Origin of the sequence: Acetobacter persici (genome assembly GCF_018256955.1) — a bacterium.
GTDB lineage: Bacteria > Pseudomonadota > Alphaproteobacteria > Acetobacterales > Acetobacteraceae > Acetobacter > Acetobacter persici.
In genome coordinates this window covers 488,946-504,164 of record NZ_JAERKU010000001.1, presented here as the reverse complement: position 1 = coordinate 504,164, position 15,219 = coordinate 488,946, and the positions used below count along the sequence as shown (strand labels likewise).

The following is a 15,219-nucleotide window of genomic DNA, read 5'->3' as shown; positions in this document are numbered from 1 at the left end:
AGCGGCGTGTTAAATGTACGGCCCAGATCCCGCACATCAGAGGACATCTGATAGACCGCACAGCCCGGGGGCAGCGCTCTATTCTCCGCAGGCCATCTGGACCGCCGCGCATGAAAAACTTCCTGTCACGTTCATCGTCATGAACAATCAGGAATATAACGTTCTCAAAAACTTTATGAGACAACAGAAAGATTACCTTTCCGCACGTGAGGGAACGTATCCTGCGATGGATATTGTTAATCCGAGTATTGATTATCAGGCCATGGCGAAATCCATGGGTGTGCCATCCTGCCGGGTGACACGCGCGTCTGATATCGCACCCGCCATTGAGGCTTCTCTGGCTTCCGATGGTCCCTCTCTTGTTGAGATCATGATCACAACAGGCTGAAAACCTGTTTTACCGCCGGAGGTTTGCATGAAAATAGGTCTTTTTATACCGTGTTATATTGATGCGTTTTACCCAAACGCAGGGATTGCCACACTGGAACTGCTGGAAAAGCTGGGTCAGGATGTGGACTACCCGCTGGACCAGACCTGCTGTGGCCAGCCTATGGCAAACTCCGGCTGCAATTCAGATGCCGCAGCGGCAGAAGCTCTTTTTGTGCGTAATTTTGCCAAATATGATGCCATCGTCATGCCGTCCGGCAGTTGCACGCATCATGTGCGGGACAATTTTGATGCCATCCCGCAGACGGAAGAGGTTCAGCATGTTCGGAAAAACACGTTTGAACTGGTCGAATTTCTGCACGATATCCTGAAGGTAGAGGACTTCCCGTGGGCGGAATTCCCGCACAAGGTCGGGCTGCATAATAGCTGCGGCACCCTGCGCTCCCTGCGGACCGCCAGCATGTCTGAGCTTGGCGAGCCGTTTTTCTCCAAACCGATGGACCTGCTCAACAAGGTAAAAGGCATCTCCTTCGCAACGCCCAAGCGCCCTGATGAATGTTGCGGGTTTGGCGGCACGTTCTCTGTGACGGAAGAGGCTGTTTCTGCCCGTATGGGGCTGGATAAGGTCAAGGATCACCATCAGGCTGGTGCAGAATATATCGTCTCCGCAGATACGTCCTGCATGATGCACCAGCAGGGCTGTGCGGAACGTGGCGGTGTGCCCATCCGCTTTATTCATATCGCTGAAATTCTGAATGGAGCGCGGTCATGAAGGTCAAACCCGTCAATCACGCCAAGGCGGCGGAAGAATTTCTGGAAGATGCCCCGCATCTGACCTTCCATGATGAACGCCTGTGGGACATGCGCCAGAAGCGTGACCAGCAGATGCACCTCCTGCCCGAATGGCAGGAACTGCGCAGCCGGGCGTCCGCGATTAAAGAGCATACGCTTGCCAATCTGCCCGAATATCTGGAGCAGTTTGAAGCCAATGCCAAAAAGAACGGCATCCATGTGCACTGGGCGGCGGATGGTGCGGAACATAACCGCATTGTTGGCGAGATTCTGGAAAAGCATGGCGCGAAATCGCTGATCAAAAGCAAGTCCATGGTCACGGAAGAATGTGACATGCGCCCTTATCTGGAACCGCGCGGCGTGACCGTGACGGAAACAGATCTGGGTGAGCGGATTCAGCAGCTTGATGGCCAGATGCCCAGCCATATTGTGGTGCCGGCTGTGCATAAGCTGGTGCCGGATGTGGCAAAGATTTTCGCCAAGAATTACAATACCGACCCCAACGATAACAGCCCGCAGTCTCTGGCGGAATCCCAGCGCATGGCGGCGCGTCCGGTGATCCTGACGGCGGATGCCGGGATGACGGGTGGCAACTTTCTTGTGGCGGAAACCGGCACCTTTGTGGTCTGCACCAATGAAGGCAATGCCGACCTGAGTGCGACTGTGCCAAACCTGCATATCGCCACACTGGGGATTGAACGCATTGTGCCCCGCATGGCGGATATGGGGGTGTTTATCCGCCTGCTGTCCCGCAGTGCGCTGGGGTCACCCATCACGCAGTACACCACGCATTTCCGTGGCCCGCAGAAGGGGGGGGAGATGCATATTGTGCTGGTGGATAATGGCCGTTCTGCCCGTCTGGGCATGGAAGAGTTCTGGACGTCTCTCAAATGTATCCGTTGCGGCGCGTGCATGAACACCTGCCCGGTTTACCGGCGGTCTGGCGGTCTGTCCTACGGGGCAGTCTATTCCGGCCCGATTGGCGCGATTATTGACCCGACCTTTAACGAGCGGAAATACAGCACGCTGCCGTTTGCCTCCACCATGAACGGAAGCTGCACAAACGTCTGCCCGGTCAAAATCAACATTCATGAACAGCTTTATAAATGGCGCCGTGTTCTGGCTGAACATCATGAACTGCCATTTGTAAAACGTGAAATTATGCACATGGCCGGAAAGCTGATGGGCCAGCCCACCCTGTACCGCACGGCCATTAACGGCACGGAAGTCGCGCTGAGCTCTCTGCCGCGCTTTGTGCTGTATAACTGGCTCAACCCGTGGGGCAAACACCGCGAACTGCCGCACCCGGTGAAGCAGACCTTCCATAGCTGGTATAAGAAAAACCGCCTTAAAGACAAAAAAGAGTCAAAAGGAGGGAAAGCCTGATGAGTTCCCGCGATAGCATTCTGGCAACACTCCGCGCGAACCGCCCGGACCCTGCCGCGCATGAACTGCCCCCCGTTGCTGTTCTGGGGGATATGGATGCCGGCAAGGCCCGCTTTGAAGATGCTCTGCAACTTCTGGGCGGTCAGATCCTGCTTCCGCAGGAAGGGGACACACTGGCAACGGCTATTGCACGCCGTTTTCCGGATGCCAAAATTATCTGTTCCGCTGTGCCGGATTTTGAAGGCACCATCCGTCTGGAAGATGTGGCCTCCCCGCAGCAGGCCGCGGCGACAGATGTTCTGGTGGTGCGCAGCCCGTTTGGTATTTCAGAAATGGGCTCTATCTTTCTGAGCGAAGCGCAACTGAACAGCCTGAATTCCGCAGCGCATCTGACGCAGCATATTGTGGTGATTTTGTCAGAGAAGAACCTGACAGCCAATATGCACACAGCCTATGTCGAACGGCCGGAATTCCACACCGCAAAATATGGTGTGCTGATGACTGGCCCGTCCGCGACCGCGGATATTCAGGGCGTGCTGATCCGGGGTGCGCAGGGTGTGCGCTCCCTGTCGGTCTGGTGGGAATAAGATCAGTCTGAACCTTCGAAAAAGCCGGATCGGGAGAAATCCTGATCCGGCTTTTTCTATGTCATTCTGACAGGGGTGATGCGTTTTCCTGTTTACCCATTGACAGGAATGGTCACGATAGTCCCAGGATTTTTCGTGGTTTTTGAAAGCTCAAGCAGAATTTGCAGCATGGTAAACGCAAGTTTGCTGTCAAAATCATTTTCAGAAATATAATAATAGCGCTTGTTGTAGCGAACGGAAGAGAATGTGTTTTCTGGCAACGTATTGCCAACATGCACAACGACAATGGGTTTTGTCTCACGCCCGATCAGCAGAATACGGGGCTGGGTGCGCCCGGACGTAATATCGTCCTGTGGCACGTCAATCTGATACGCAATCTGCCCCAGCGCCCCCAGCATGGTGCGGGTCAGAATACGGATTTGCCCCGGCCGGGGCTGGCCCGCGCCGTAGACGGCCTCAACCCGTTCATCATGCGGCTTCATCTGAAAAAAGCGGCGGGTTTCATAAACGGTTTCGGCAAGAACCGGATTGTCCGTGGAGGAAACTGTCAGAAAAACACGGTCAAAAGACGGGGTTTTACCGGGGACTTCCGCGCTATGCTCAAGCTGGATACCCAGCAGGCCCGCAACCTGCAACACACGCAGATCATGAATCAGTTCAAAAAACTCGGGTGACCCCCGCCCGACGCCGCTGCCAATGGCCCCGGCATTGTTAATGAGGTTAATGGACTGCACAGCCAGACGGAACAGCACATCAATGGGCAAACCGCCCATGGCCAGAGGCAGCAGGCTGCCAATGGGCATGGGGCGCAGGAAGCTTTGCGCGTAGGCATCACCCGTAACGGGCTGAAAGGTAAAAGTCGGACTTTCCTGAAACTGCACACCCGCGCCGCCGCTTGGCCGGATGGGGGTGTCCGTTCCCACACCAATGGAGAGGCTGCGCTGGAGCTGATATCCGGAAATTAACTGTGTGGTGTCCAGAAAGCCCGGCGTGTCCGCATAGCGCAGGCGGACAATGTTCAGCAGAGTCTGGCGTTTCCCGGCGGCAATGAGAGACAGGGAATAATCGCTCTGGTCCTGATCCAGCCGTTGTGACCCGAGATTGTAGCAGCCGGTTAAAAGCAGCAGGGCACCAAGCAGGAGTCTGGGAGCGGCTTTATACATAGAGCAGAGGTCCGGATGGAGGAATTCGGGTCTTTGTTCCGCAGGATGCGAGGCTGGCCCGGAGGGTAGCCTCCGGAGGATAGCCTCGCGCCGGATTTAACCTTTTACGCGCTCAATCTGGGCACCACAGGCCGCCAGCTTACGTTCCACGGCCTCATAGCCCCGGTCCAGATGATAGACGCGGCTGAGGATGGTCTCACCGTGGGCGGCAAGGCCCGCCAGAATGAGTGAGAAGGATGCACGAAGGTCCGTTGCCATCACAGGGGCACCAGACAGGCTGTGCACACCCCGGATAATGGCGGAAGAGCCGTGGACGTTAATGCGGGCCCCCATCCGGTTGAGTTCCGGCACATGCATGAACCGGTTTTCAAAAATCGTTTCCGTGATCATGGAAGCGCCTTCCGCGACGGAAAGCAGCGCCATGAACTGCGCCTGCATATCGGTGGGGAAGCCCGGATAGGGTTCCGTCATGATATCAATACCGCGCAGCGCACCGGTGCGGCGGACGCGCATGGCGTCCCCTTCCTGCGTGACTTCCACTCCGGCTTCTTCAAAAGCGCGGACCACAGCGCCCAGATGGTCCACATTCCCGCCGACAAGGCGCAGATCCCCGCCGGTGATGGCGGCTGCGCAGGCATAGGTGCCGCACTCAATCCGGTCCGGCATGATACGGTGTTCCGCGCCGTGCAGCGCCTCCACACCGTCAATAATGATATGGCCGGTGCCTGCGCCGGTAATGCGCGCGCCCATGGCGTTCAGGCAGTCGGCCAGATCCACCATTTCCGGCTCACGCGCCGCATTGACAATTTCCGTGCGGCCATGCGCCAGCGTGGCGGCCATCATCAGGTTTTCGGTCGCCCCGACGGAGGCAAACGGCAGTACAATCCGGTCACCCGTCAGGCCGTTCGGCGCACGGGCGTTGATGTAGCCGTTTTCCAGCGTGATTTTGGCCCCGAGCGTTTCCAGCCCTTTCAGGTGCAGGTCCACCGGACGGGTGCCGATGGCGCAGCCGCCGGGCAGGGAGACCCGTGCTTCCCGGCAACGGGCCAGCAGCGGCCCGAGCACAAGAATGGAGGCGCGCATTTTGGAAACGATATCGTACGGCGCTTCCGTGCTGGTAATTTCACCCCCAACGGACAGCTTTGTTTTATCATTGCCTACCGTTTCCACGCTGATGCCGTGCTGCCGCAGCAGCGCCTGCATGGTGGCAATATCGGCAATGTGCGGCACGTTGGTCAGCACCAGCCGTTCGGAGGTCAGCAGGCCGGCCACCAGCAGTTTCAGGCCAGCGTTCTTTGCGCCACCAATGGTAATATCGCCATACAGGGGGCGACCGCCCCGGATAATAAACCGATCCATGTGCGTGCCTTACATCCGCGGCGTGGCAACGCCACGCTGGCCCATATATTTTCCGGCGCGGTCTGCGTAGCTGGTCTCACACGGGGTTTCCCCTTTGAAGAACAGGAACTGGCAGATGCCCTCATTAGCATAAATGCGGGCAGGCAGTGGGGTGGTGTTGCTGATCTCGATGGTCACCTGACCTTCCCACTCCGGCTCCAGCGGGGTCACGTTCACAATAATACCGCAGCGCGCATAGGTGGATTTGCCAAGGCAGACTACCAGCACATCCCGCGGGATGCGGAAATATTCAATGGTGTGGGCCAGCACAAAGCTGTTGGGCGGAATAATGCATTCATCCGCCTTGCGGGACACAAAGCCATCCGGGCTGAAGTTCTTCGGGTCCACAATGGCGTTATTCACGTCCGTAAAAATACGGAAATCATCCGCAACACGGGCGTCATAGCCGTATGAGGACAGACCGTAGGAAATCACGCCTTCGCGCTTCTGGGATTCCACAAACGGTTCAATCATGCCGTGATCCTGCGCCATGCGGCGGATCCATGTATCGGGCATCACTGGCATGGCGGCGTCTCTCCATTATCCGGTTCGTGCTGAGCGGATGAGGTCTGTGGGGCCGTACGTTCATCCGGCCCGGAAGGTGAAGGAAAAGCGTCCGGCTGGCTGAGGGGTGCCCCGGCTTCCATGTCTTCCCGGCTGCGTGCCTGCTGCTTGCGTTTGCGCAGGTTGGCGCGCAGGGCGGCAGCCTGACGGGCCGCGCGCTCCGCACGCGCCGTCTCCGTTCTGGAAGACAGTCTTGTGCCGGGCGGGGAGGAAGGAGGCGTATCAGTCATGCCAGGATCGCAGAAATGAACGTTCGTCCTGCTGAGTAGCAGAGCGATGCTGCCATGCCTAGGGTCCTGCCGGGCCATTCCCGGCGTAAACCGGATTTCCCGCCGGATTGGCGGCAGGATGCAGACAGCGTTGCTGCATCCTGCCGCGAGGTTCCGGATGACCTCAGAGGTTAGCGATCAGCTTCAGGCCCGCCATAACCGCGTTCGGGATGCGGTGTGTCTCGCCGGGGTGGATCATGTACTGGAATTCCGGCTGGATCAGGATTCCGGGGAAGGCATCAATCCCGTAATAGGCTTCGATAATGTGCGAGTTGTTCTGGATCCCATGAATGCTTGACCCCAGAGGCAGACCGGCCTCCTGCGCCAGTTCCTGACTAAGCCGCCGCCGCTGGCTGACGTGATACCAGGAATACAGGACACCAAAGCGATCTGTTATCCGGCCGGGGATCATGCCGACCATGGAAAACCCGCCATAGGCCTGATCGGAAATATTGGCGACGTGGGGCGTGGTGTGCACGTAACCTGCCATCAGATAGCCACCGGCCATCATGTTTCGGCCACCCAGACGGTACATCATCTGGTCAGCCTCCACCCACATCATGTCCGCCGGGGCGGAGCGGGTGCCCGGAAGGTGATCCGCCAGCTTCTTGGGGTAGACGGAGCTGATCTTGTCGGCATAGCGCGTGGTGTCATGCGCGTAGCCAATTACGTAATGCCCGGGCAGGCGGTTGCGGGTTAAAAACGGCTGCCATGTGAATTCGATGGGCAGAGACAGCCCAGTCGTGTTTTCCGCACCCCATGACCAGCCGCTCGGGTTGTCCGTCAGCGCGCTGACGGAATAGGCTCCTACCTGCACGGCCGTATCACGCGTGGGGCGGAAGCGCAGGCGGCCACCCCATGTCGCTTTTGGGTACACGCTCATGGCCGGGTTTTGCTTGAGGCCTACAGGGGCCGAACAGGTGACCATGAAGGAGCAGAGCAGCGGAGACGTTGCGAAGACATGGGTGAGGGACATACGGCCGAAGATCAGGTCCAGCCGGTTCTGCCTCATTTTCTTCTCGGCATAGAAATCGACAAGATGCGCGGCTACGTTGCCGGACAGGCTGTAGACTTCCTGCAACGCAACATAATACTCGCCGACGCGCCCGTTCTGGATGGCCTTCCCGGCGCGTTCCATCACCAGTGTATGCACGGACCAGCCATTCAGCCCGGCCATTTTCTGAAGGTCGAAAATAGCCTGCAATGTGAGTTCATGCACATAGCTCATGCCTTTTTCCAGACCGCCGCTCATCAGTCCCATGGCTTCCCCTTTGTAAGAGAAGGAGAAGGTGAAGCCGCGTTTGCGCAGCCATTCCCGCATGGGGTCAATGGCTCTCAGCAGATGCCCGGCCCCCGCCGTCGGGACGTAGTACGGGTCATTCAGATCCGTATCACGCAGGGCATCAAGCCGGGGCGGGAGCAGGCCGGAGGGGCCTTCCGAGGGTAACAGCGCATCCAGCTCGATCTGATGAGGAGACTTTTTGTCTTCCGATGGCATCAGCGGCGTAAAGTCCATGGTCGCAAAGCCGGATGAGGGGAGTTCCGGCACACCGCTGGGCGGAATGGGCGTGTTGGGTGGCCGCCGGATGGCGGACGGTTCCGGCCCCATGGCTTCCGCATCCACAGGGCGGGTGGACATGGGGGGATTGGCCCGTGCCTTGCTGTTCGGGCTGATAATCGTGTCCGAAACAGGGGCGACAGGCGTTTGCGCCGTGATCGGTGCCGCGTGCGCGACACCGGCCACGCCGGTCTTCAGGGCCAGAACCCCCATCAGGGCTGAGGCAAAACAGAGATGGGCACGCAGCGATGCACGGCGCGCCGCAGGGCAGCGTTGTCTTGGTGAGATCATATCCGCGTTCTGTCTTTTTTGTTTTTATGAGGGATATGGCCCGGATGGCTGAGGCCATTCAGGCAGGAGCCGGGGGCGCCTTACAGAGCGTGTGTCACCACACGTCCGTCTGGCGCCACATAAACATAACGGCGTTAAACCGTAGTTTACGGCTGGCACGTGCTGCGGCTGGCCCGACTTGCGTGCGGGCAAACAGAGGAAGCAGTCCTTTAATCCGTTCTTCCCTGAGCGCAGATAAAGTGGCTGTCAGGCAGAACGAATGCGGGAAGAGGCATTCTGACATGATATGGAGACCGTTTCTTATTGTTATTTAACTGGTCAGTCAGAATTACAATCAGAAACGCAGGGGCCGGTCAACGAGATCTGGAAGGTATGACAAGATCTTGAGTTTAAATGGACGCTAAATTGCTAAAATTGTGATAAATATATCATATTATAACAAGTTGCTATAACAGGAACGCCGGTTCAGGCAGTCTGAATATCCTGCCAGCCGCAAGGCGTTGCGTGGGCATGCGCCAGCCCGGTGCGGAAACCGCTGGAACACAACGCCTCAAATTCGGCCTCATGCTCATAGGTTGGCATCAGTTTTTCCAGCAGCGCGTTTTTGCGAGTGGCGGGATGGAAATAGATTTCCGAAACACCTTCGGGCAGATGGGCGGCCAGAGCCGCAACCCGGTCCGGCGTCATATGCCCGCTCCATGCCAGACCAAAACACCAGTCATTGGTCGCCATACCCGCCGAGCGGGCCTGATGCCGTAAAAGGCGGGTCCAGCGGCGGAGGGCAGCGTCCCCCAGCGTATCGGTATAGGTGCCAGCCGCATAAAGCGGTTCCGGCGGTTCCAGCGGAACGCGCACGGCCCGCAGCCCGTAGCGGCGGCCGATATCAATCATCATGCGGCCCACAGTCGGGTGCAGATGCATATGTTTGTGGGCGTTGGCGTGGTCCAGCCGCAGGCCAGTGCGGGCAAACGCCTCAAACTGGGCGGTAATTTCCGCCGCCAGTTCCTTCCGGCCTTCCGGGCGAAAGAAATAATCCACCCCCAGCCCAAGCTGCGAGGAGGAAAACCAGCCATCCTGCCCTGTCACAAGCGGCAGACGCTGGTGCGGCAGAACAGACGCCCCTTCAATCACCACCAGATGCAGGCCGACCCCCAGTGTGGGCAGGCGTCTGGCGCGCTCAATGGCGTCTTCCGCCGCAGGACCTGCGACCATCAGGCTGGCGGTAGAAAGCAGGCCATCACGATGCGCGATTTCAATCGCCTCGTTAACTTCAACTGACAGGCCGAAATCATCAGCCGAAATAATGGCGCGCTTCATGGGCAGAAAAACTCTGCCCCCACGCGGCAGAGCCGGGCGGGGGCAAACTGTGTGAAATCAGGCAGCGTTACGGTCGCGCAGGAAGTGGAAGAATTCCACACCTTCACGCAGGCGGCGCTTCATCATCTGCGGAGACCGCACCATTTCGCTCACGATGGACGCGATCTTCGGCGCACGGAAATAGAATTTCTTGTAGAATTCTTCCACGCTGTTGAAGATTTCCGTGTGGGACAGGTGCGGATAGTGCAGCGGTGCCATCTGCACGCCGTTTTCGTCAATCAGCTCCGCATTGCTTTCATCCAGCCAGCCGTTTTCGGTCGCCTGCTTGTGCAGAGCCGTGCCGGGGTAAGGCGCTGCCAGAGAGACCTGGAGCGTATGCGGGTTGATTTCCTTGGCGAATTTGATGGTTTCCTGAATGGTTTCCTTCGTTTCGCCCGGCAGACCCAGAATAAAGGTGCCGTGGATCTTGATGCCAAGATCATGGCAGTTCTTGGTGAACTCACGCGCGACTTCAACGCGCATGCCTTTTTTGATGTTGTGCAGGATCTGCTGGTTGCCGCTTTCATATCCAACCAGCAGCAGACGCAGGCCGTTTTCACGCAGGACTTTCAGGGTTTCCAGCGGCACGTTGGCTTTTGCGTTGCAGGACCATGTGACACCCAGCTTGCCCAGTTCACGCGCAATGGCTTCTGCGCGCGGCAGATCATCCGTGAACGTGTCATCATCAAAGAAGAATTCTTTAACCTGCGGGAAATACTGCTTGGCGAGGCGGATTTCCGCCGCCACGTGCTGCGGGCTGCGGGTGCGGTAACGGTGGCCGCCCACGGTCTGCGGCCACAGGCAGAAGGTGCAGCGGGATTTACAGCCGCGGCCCGTATAGATGGAGATATACGGGTGCATCAGGTAACCGATGAAGTAATCTTCAATCTTCAGGTCACGCTTGTACACTTCGGTCACGAAGGGCAGGCTGTCCATGTCTTCAATCATGGCGCGGTCACGGTTGGTGATGATCTCACCCGCCTCATTCCGCCATGTAATGCCATCGACGTCTTTCCAGTCGCGGCCTTCAGCAATTTCCTTGATGGTGAAGTCGAATTCGTTGCGGGCCACGAAGTCAACCGGAGCGCCCTTCAGCAGGCTTTCTTCCGGCTGCACGGCCACTTTCGCGCCGACCATGCCGATCTTCAGCTTCGGGTTGGCGTCTTTGAGCATCTGGGCCACCTGCACATCCTTCGCGAAGGACGGGGTAGAGGTGTGAATGATCACCAGATCGCGGTTCTTCACATCTTCCAGAATCGGTTCCATGCCCATACGGGCCGGAGGCGCGTCAATCAGGCGGCTGCCTTCCACCATGGCGGCAGGCTGGGCCAGCCATGTCGGGTACCAGAACGATTTGATTTCACGCTTTGCCTGATAGCGTGAACCAGCTCCACCGTCGAAGCCATCAAAGGACGGAGGCTGGAGAAAGAGGGTTCTCATCATTGTTCTGTGTCCTGACAAGGCATGTGATCTGAAGTCATCAGAGGAATATGGGGAGGGATTTACTCTTGCGGAAGGGGCGAGACAACCCGTCTCAGCCTTCCGGTGATAATTGACTGCTCGGCGGGGGGCCTACGGGGTGGGGTGCCACATGCATGGTCTGGCCTCGCCAGTCCACGCGTGTCCCGCTTGCGCTGCCCACCATAATGGCGGCGGAAAGCCAGTCCCGCACCGGCAGAAGCAGAAGCGGCCAGACGGGGCGGGAGCCAACGGCGCGGTTGATCACCAGCCCCGTAACAACCCGGATAGCCCATACGGCAGCAAACAGCACCAGCGGCCAGAGCGCATGTGGCTGAAACAGAATGGCCAGTGTGGCCCAGAACAGCGGAAGCTGGATGGAGGAGGCACCATACCCGGCTGGCGCCAGTGTGCACACCGTCCGGCCCCAGCGGAGTTCGTGAGAGAGCAGCTCGGCAAAGCTGGCTTCACCAATCGTGGTCCAGGTCAGGCAGTCGGCAATTGTAATGTCTTTGCCTAGCTGGCGGACCAGTTGCCCGAGAAGGGCATCGTCCGCCACATGCGGCAGCAGGGCTTCCAGCCCGCCCACGGCCTCCAGCACATCCCGCCGGAGCGCCATGGTGGCCCCCAGACAGTCCTGCCGCCCCAGATAGCGGGAGAGCAGAACGCCGGGCAGAAAGTTATGGTTGATCTGGCAGGCCGCCAGCATCTGCACAATGCTGGAATGGGCTGGCAGGCCGGCATAAAGCGTGGTGACCAGCCCGGTATTGGGTTTGTGCAGGGCACTGACGATGTGCCGCATGTAATCCGGGCTGACATGAATATCGGAATCGGAAATGACGAGCAGATCATGCCGGGCATACGGCAGGATGTTCATCAGATTGCTGATCTTGCGGTTCAGGCCGTGCACGGCCGGGTTGACCACAAGCTGCATGTCCAGATGCGGATGGCGGGCCTGAAGGCGCTCCACAATGGCAATGGCGGGGTCATCACTGTCCCGCACGCCAAACAGAATCTGGAGTCCCGGATAATCCTGCGTGCAGAAGCTTTCCAGCGCTTCTTCCAGTAACGGTTCATCCCCGTACAGGGGTTTGAGCACGGTGACCGGGGGCAGGGGTGTGAGCGTGACGGGGCGGCTTTCTGTGCGCCGGAAGCGGGTGAGCAGGGCAGCTCCGGCAGCGGACTGAAGGCAGCCCGCTGCGGCCAGACCACTGCTGGCCAGCGCCAGAATGGAAAAAACGGACATTACAAACCAGCCGCCATGTGGCCCATGACCGGGTCGTTTGTCTGTCCGTTACGCATCACGCTCGTTATCCTGCTCAGTCGTTGGAGAAAGTTTTAACTTTGCGTTCCAAGACACTGATCAGGCCCGAAACACCGCCAGAGGCGAGTGTGGAGCTGAAGTCCGAACGCTGTGCGGCTGCCTGACTGATGCGGGAATCCCCCAGCAGCACATCCACAATTTTCCAGCCTGACGGCGTGCTGTGCATGATGTAGGCCAGCGGGGTGCCGGGCATGCTGTCATCGGCGCCGATATAGGTGTTCACGATTTTGTTACCACCAACCGGAGAGTTTTCAAGGCCCGGCTTCATGGTGAATCGGGCGTCTGTCCCCGGTTTGAAGCTGGAAACATACCGCGCAATGGTAAAGTCCCGGAAGGCCGTCAGCAGCTTTGCCTTGTCCGCCGGAGCCAGCGTCAGGTAGCGCGGGCCAACGGAGGCATGCAGCACGGCGTCCAGATCAAACGCCTGATCAACCCCGGCGCCAACAATCTGGCTGCGCTCTGCAAAGCTGCTGTGCAAATGCTGTGCTTTATCAAGGGCTGCATACAGGGCCTGCACAGGCGCGCTTTCGGCAGTGGCCGCAGCGGACTGCGCCTGTGCAACGGGAGCAAACGGGACAAGGCCCGCGGCGGGAAGCAGTGTCATGCCCAGACCGAGCACAAGCCCTGCGCGAAGAGAGATCGTTTTCATGCTCATGATTTTGTTCCCGTAGCACAGTTTGGCAAGTTCATTGAAAGCATGTCTCCGATGCCCAGCGCGCTGAGAGCGGTTTTGACGATGAAGGGTGCTGTGAGTCCGGCCTGCTCGTACTGAGCCTCCTGCGTGTTATGGTCGATGAAGATATCGGGCAGGGTCATGGGGCGGAAGCGCACATGGTCCAGCAGGCCGGTATTGGCCAGATGCTGGCCCACCTGCGCGCCAAAGCCGCCAATGGAGCCCTCTTCCAGCGTGATCAGCACCGCATGGTTGCGGGCCAGATTTTCCACCAGGGCCGTATCAATCGGCTTGGCAAAGCGGGCGTCCGCCACAGTCGGGGCCAGCCCCTGTGCGGCCAGCATGTCTGCTGCCTTCAAGGCTTCCGCCAGACGCGGGCCAAGCGAGAGGATGGCAATGCCGCCTTTCTCCGCCCCGGCCTGACGGCCCATCTCGCGGATAATCCGGCCCTTGCCGATTTCCAGAACCTGACCTTCCGCCGGAAGCTCCAGCCCCAGACCACTGCCACGCGGGTAGCGCAGGGCAATCGGGCCTTCATCAAACTCGGCGGCGGTAGCCGTCATGTGCAGCAGTTCGACCTCGTCAGACGGCGCCATGATGCTGATGCCGGGCAGGCAGCCCAGATAGGCGATATCAAAGGAGCCCGCATGCGTCGCGCCATCGGCGCCCACCAGACCAGCGCGGTCAATGGCGAAGCGGACCGGCAGCTTCTGCAGCACCACGTCATGCATCACCTGATCATAGGCGCGCTGGAGGAAGGAGGAGTAAATGGCGCAGAACGGCCGCAGCCCTTCCGTGGCCATGCCAGCAGCAAACGTCACGGCATGCTGTTCGGCAATGCCCACATCAAAAAAGCGGTCGGGGTAGTTTTTGGCAAAAGCATCCAGCCCCGTGCCGGAGGGCATGGCGGCGGTAATGGCCGTAATTTTGTCGTCCGTCGCGGCCCGGCGCACCAGTTCCCTGGCGAACACGGACGTATAGGACGGCGGCCCGGCGGGGCCTTTTTTCTGTTCGCCGGTGACGACGTTGAACTTGGCGACGGCGTGATACTTGTCTCCGGCTTTTTCCGCCGGGTTGTAGCCATGGCCCTTCTTGGTCATCACATGCAGCAGGATGGGGCCGTTATCCGTATCGCGCAGGTTGCGCAGGATCGCGACAAGCTGCGGCAGGTCATGCCCGTCCACGGGGCCGACATAGTAAAAGCCCAGCTCTTCAAACAGCGTGCCGCCGGTAATCATGCCACGGGCATATTCATCCGCCTTGCGGGCGGTGCGTTCCACCGGAGCCGGGAGCTTCTTGACGACTTTCCCGGCCAGTTCGCGCAGGCCCATGAACTTGCGGGAGGACATCAGGCGGGAGAGATAGTTGGACATCGCGCCCACAGGCGGGGCGATGGACATCTCGTTATCGTTGAGAATGACGATCAGACGTTCCGCACCGGGTCCAGCCACGGCGGCGTTGTTCATGGCCTCATACGCCATCCCGGCGGAAATGGAGCCATCGCCGATCACGGCGATCACGCTGCGTTCGTGGTAGGACGGATCTTCCTCCGCGCGGAGGCGGTGCGCCACGGCCATGCCCAGACCGGCGGAAATGGAGGTGGAGGAGTGCGCCGCGCCGAACGGGTCATACTCACTCTCGGACCGGCGGGTGAAGCCGGACAGCCCACCCGGCTGGCGCAGGGTGCGGATGCGGTCACGGCGGCCGGTGAGGATCTTGTGCGGGTAGGCCTGATGACCCACATCCCAGATCACCTTGTCCGCCGGGGTGTCGAACACCGCATGGAGGGCGACGGTCAGTTCCACAACGCCCAGAGAGGCGCCCAGATGGCCGCCGGTGGTGGACACGGCGTCAATGGTTTCGGCCCGCAGTTCATCCGCAACCTGTTTGAGCTGCTCAACCGAAAGGTTCCGCATGTCAGACGGGTAACTCACCCGGTCCAGCGCAGGAAAACGGCCAAGGGTGGGAATCCGTGGCGGTGCATTTTTGTCGTGAGAACTGTCCATGCGATCG

14 protein-coding genes are annotated in these 15,219 nt (G+C 59.0%); 4 read left to right on the top strand and 10 right to left on the bottom strand.

Translation table 11 applies throughout. The annotated features are described in order from the left end of the window. The first annotated feature begins 13 nt into the window (after positions 1 to 13). The 4 genes from JK199_RS02235 to JK199_RS02220 are packed head-to-tail and all read left to right on the top strand — an operon-like array spanning position 14 to position 3,152. Positions 14 to 388, top strand: coding sequence for a thiamine pyrophosphate-dependent enzyme (locus JK199_RS02235; protein ID WP_244984814.1), 375 nt, complete (start codon positions 14 to 16; stop codon positions 386 to 388). A gap of 27 nt (positions 389 to 415) precedes the next feature. Further along, complete coding sequence (locus tag JK199_RS02230; protein WP_025828180.1) at positions 416 to 1,159, top strand: (Fe-S)-binding protein; 744 nt, start codon at positions 416 to 418, stop codon at positions 1,157 to 1,159. Then, on the top strand, positions 1,156 to 2,565 hold the full coding sequence (locus JK199_RS02225; RefSeq protein ID WP_077930460.1) for a lactate utilization protein B: 1,410 nt from the start codon (positions 1,156 to 1,158) through the stop codon (positions 2,563 to 2,565). Before JK199_RS02230 ends, JK199_RS02225 begins: the two co-directional genes overlap by 4 nt. Next, positions 2,565 to 3,152, top strand: a complete 588-nt coding sequence (locus JK199_RS02220) for a LutC/YkgG family protein (protein WP_086655909.1) — start codon at positions 2,565 to 2,567, stop codon at positions 3,150 to 3,152. Before JK199_RS02225 ends, JK199_RS02220 begins: the two co-directional genes overlap by 1 nt. Positions 3,153 to 3,244: 92 nt before the next feature. On the opposite strand, the gene JK199_RS02215 is transcribed toward JK199_RS02220, so the two are convergent. The 10 genes from JK199_RS02215 to dxs all read right to left on the bottom strand — a co-directional run bounded on the left by JK199_RS02215 (position 3,245) and on the right by dxs (position 15,212). Beyond that, entirely contained in the window at positions 3,245 to 4,315 is a 1,071-nt protein-coding gene (locus JK199_RS02215; RefSeq protein WP_077930458.1) for a hypothetical protein, read from the bottom strand. Positions 4,316 to 4,411: 96 nt separating this feature from the next. Next, positions 4,412 to 5,674 carry a UDP-N-acetylglucosamine 1-carboxyvinyltransferase gene (gene murA / locus JK199_RS02210; RefSeq protein ID WP_086655908.1) on the bottom strand — a complete coding sequence of 421 codons (1,263 nt, stop codon included), beginning with the start codon at positions 5,672 to 5,674 and terminating at the stop codon, positions 4,412 to 4,414. Positions 5,675 to 5,683: 9 nt separating this feature from the next. Further along, complete coding sequence (gene dcd, locus JK199_RS02205) at positions 5,684 to 6,238, bottom strand: dCTP deaminase (RefSeq protein ID WP_025828186.1); 555 nt, start codon at positions 6,236 to 6,238, stop codon at positions 5,684 to 5,686. Then, complete coding sequence (locus tag JK199_RS02200) at positions 6,229 to 6,507, bottom strand: hypothetical protein (protein WP_244984813.1); 279 nt, start codon at positions 6,505 to 6,507, stop codon at positions 6,229 to 6,231. The genes dcd and JK199_RS02200 overlap by 10 nt, the downstream gene beginning before the upstream one ends. Before the next feature lie 163 nt (positions 6,508 to 6,670). Next, positions 6,671 to 8,395, bottom strand: coding sequence for a carbohydrate porin (locus JK199_RS02195; RefSeq protein WP_212373529.1), 1,725 nt, complete (start codon positions 8,393 to 8,395; stop codon positions 6,671 to 6,673). A gap of 465 nt (positions 8,396 to 8,860) precedes the next feature. Beyond that, positions 8,861 to 9,712: a hopanoid biosynthesis-associated protein HpnK gene (gene hpnK / locus JK199_RS02190; RefSeq protein WP_212373520.1), complete on the bottom strand. Its 852-nt coding sequence runs from the start codon at positions 9,710 to 9,712 to the stop codon at positions 8,861 to 8,863. 57 nt (positions 9,713 to 9,769) lie between these two features. After that, on the bottom strand, positions 9,770 to 11,194 hold the full coding sequence (gene hpnJ, locus JK199_RS02185; protein ID WP_025828193.1) for a hopanoid biosynthesis associated radical SAM protein HpnJ: 1,425 nt from the start codon (positions 11,192 to 11,194) through the stop codon (positions 9,770 to 9,772). A gap of 91 nt (positions 11,195 to 11,285) precedes the next feature. Next, positions 11,286 to 12,455, bottom strand: a complete 1,170-nt coding sequence (gene hpnI, locus JK199_RS02180) for a bacteriohopanetetrol glucosamine biosynthesis glycosyltransferase HpnI (RefSeq protein ID WP_086655904.1) — start codon at positions 12,453 to 12,455, stop codon at positions 11,286 to 11,288. Positions 12,456 to 12,528: 73 nt separating this feature from the next. Further along, complete coding sequence (locus JK199_RS02175) at positions 12,529 to 13,182, bottom strand: ABC transporter substrate-binding protein (RefSeq protein ID WP_212373610.1); 654 nt, start codon at positions 13,180 to 13,182, stop codon at positions 12,529 to 12,531. 2 nt (positions 13,183 to 13,184) lie between these two features. Beyond that, on the bottom strand, positions 13,185 to 15,212 hold the full coding sequence (gene dxs / locus JK199_RS02170; RefSeq protein WP_212373512.1) for a 1-deoxy-D-xylulose-5-phosphate synthase: 2,028 nt from the start codon (positions 15,210 to 15,212) through the stop codon (positions 13,185 to 13,187). Between the last annotated feature and the right edge of the window lie 7 nt (positions 15,213 to 15,219).

Excerpts from the sequence above, each read along its gene's own strand:
- JK199_RS02235 (WP_244984814.1), top strand. The coding sequence starts at position 14 with ATGTACGGCCCAGATCCCGCACATCAGAGGACATCTGATAGACCGCAC.
- JK199_RS02230 (WP_025828180.1), top strand. The coding sequence starts at position 416 with ATGAAAATAGGTCTTTTTATACCGTGTTATATTGATGCGTTTTACCCA.
- JK199_RS02225 (WP_077930460.1), top strand. The coding sequence starts at position 1,156 with ATGAAGGTCAAACCCGTCAATCACGCCAAGGCGGCGGAAGAATTTCTG.
- JK199_RS02220 (WP_086655909.1), top strand. The coding sequence starts at position 2,565 with ATGAGTTCCCGCGATAGCATTCTGGCAACACTCCGCGCGAACCGCCCG.
- JK199_RS02215 (WP_077930458.1), bottom strand. The coding sequence starts at position 4,315 with ATGTATAAAGCCGCTCCCAGACTCCTGCTTGGTGCCCTGCTGCTTTTA.
- murA (WP_086655908.1), bottom strand. The coding sequence starts at position 5,674 with ATGGATCGGTTTATTATCCGGGGCGGTCGCCCCCTGTATGGCGATATT.
- dcd (WP_025828186.1), bottom strand. The coding sequence starts at position 6,238 with ATGCCAGTGATGCCCGATACATGGATCCGCCGCATGGCGCAGGATCAC.
- JK199_RS02200 (WP_244984813.1), bottom strand. The coding sequence starts at position 6,507 with ATGACTGATACGCCTCCTTCCTCCCCGCCCGGCACAAGACTGTCTTCC.
- JK199_RS02195 (WP_212373529.1), bottom strand. The coding sequence starts at position 8,395 with ATGATCTCACCAAGACAACGCTGCCCTGCGGCGCGCCGTGCATCGCTG.
- hpnK (WP_212373520.1), bottom strand. The coding sequence starts at position 9,712 with ATGAAGCGCGCCATTATTTCGGCTGATGATTTCGGCCTGTCAGTTGAA.
- hpnJ (WP_025828193.1), bottom strand. The coding sequence starts at position 11,194 with ATGATGAGAACCCTCTTTCTCCAGCCTCCGTCCTTTGATGGCTTCGAC.
- hpnI (WP_086655904.1), bottom strand. The coding sequence starts at position 12,455 with ATGTCCGTTTTTTCCATTCTGGCGCTGGCCAGCAGTGGTCTGGCCGCA.
- JK199_RS02175 (WP_212373610.1), bottom strand. The coding sequence starts at position 13,182 with ATGAAAACGATCTCTCTTCGCGCAGGGCTTGTGCTCGGTCTGGGCATG.
- dxs (WP_212373512.1), bottom strand. The coding sequence starts at position 15,212 with ATGGACAGTTCTCACGACAAAAATGCACCGCCACGGATTCCCACCCTT.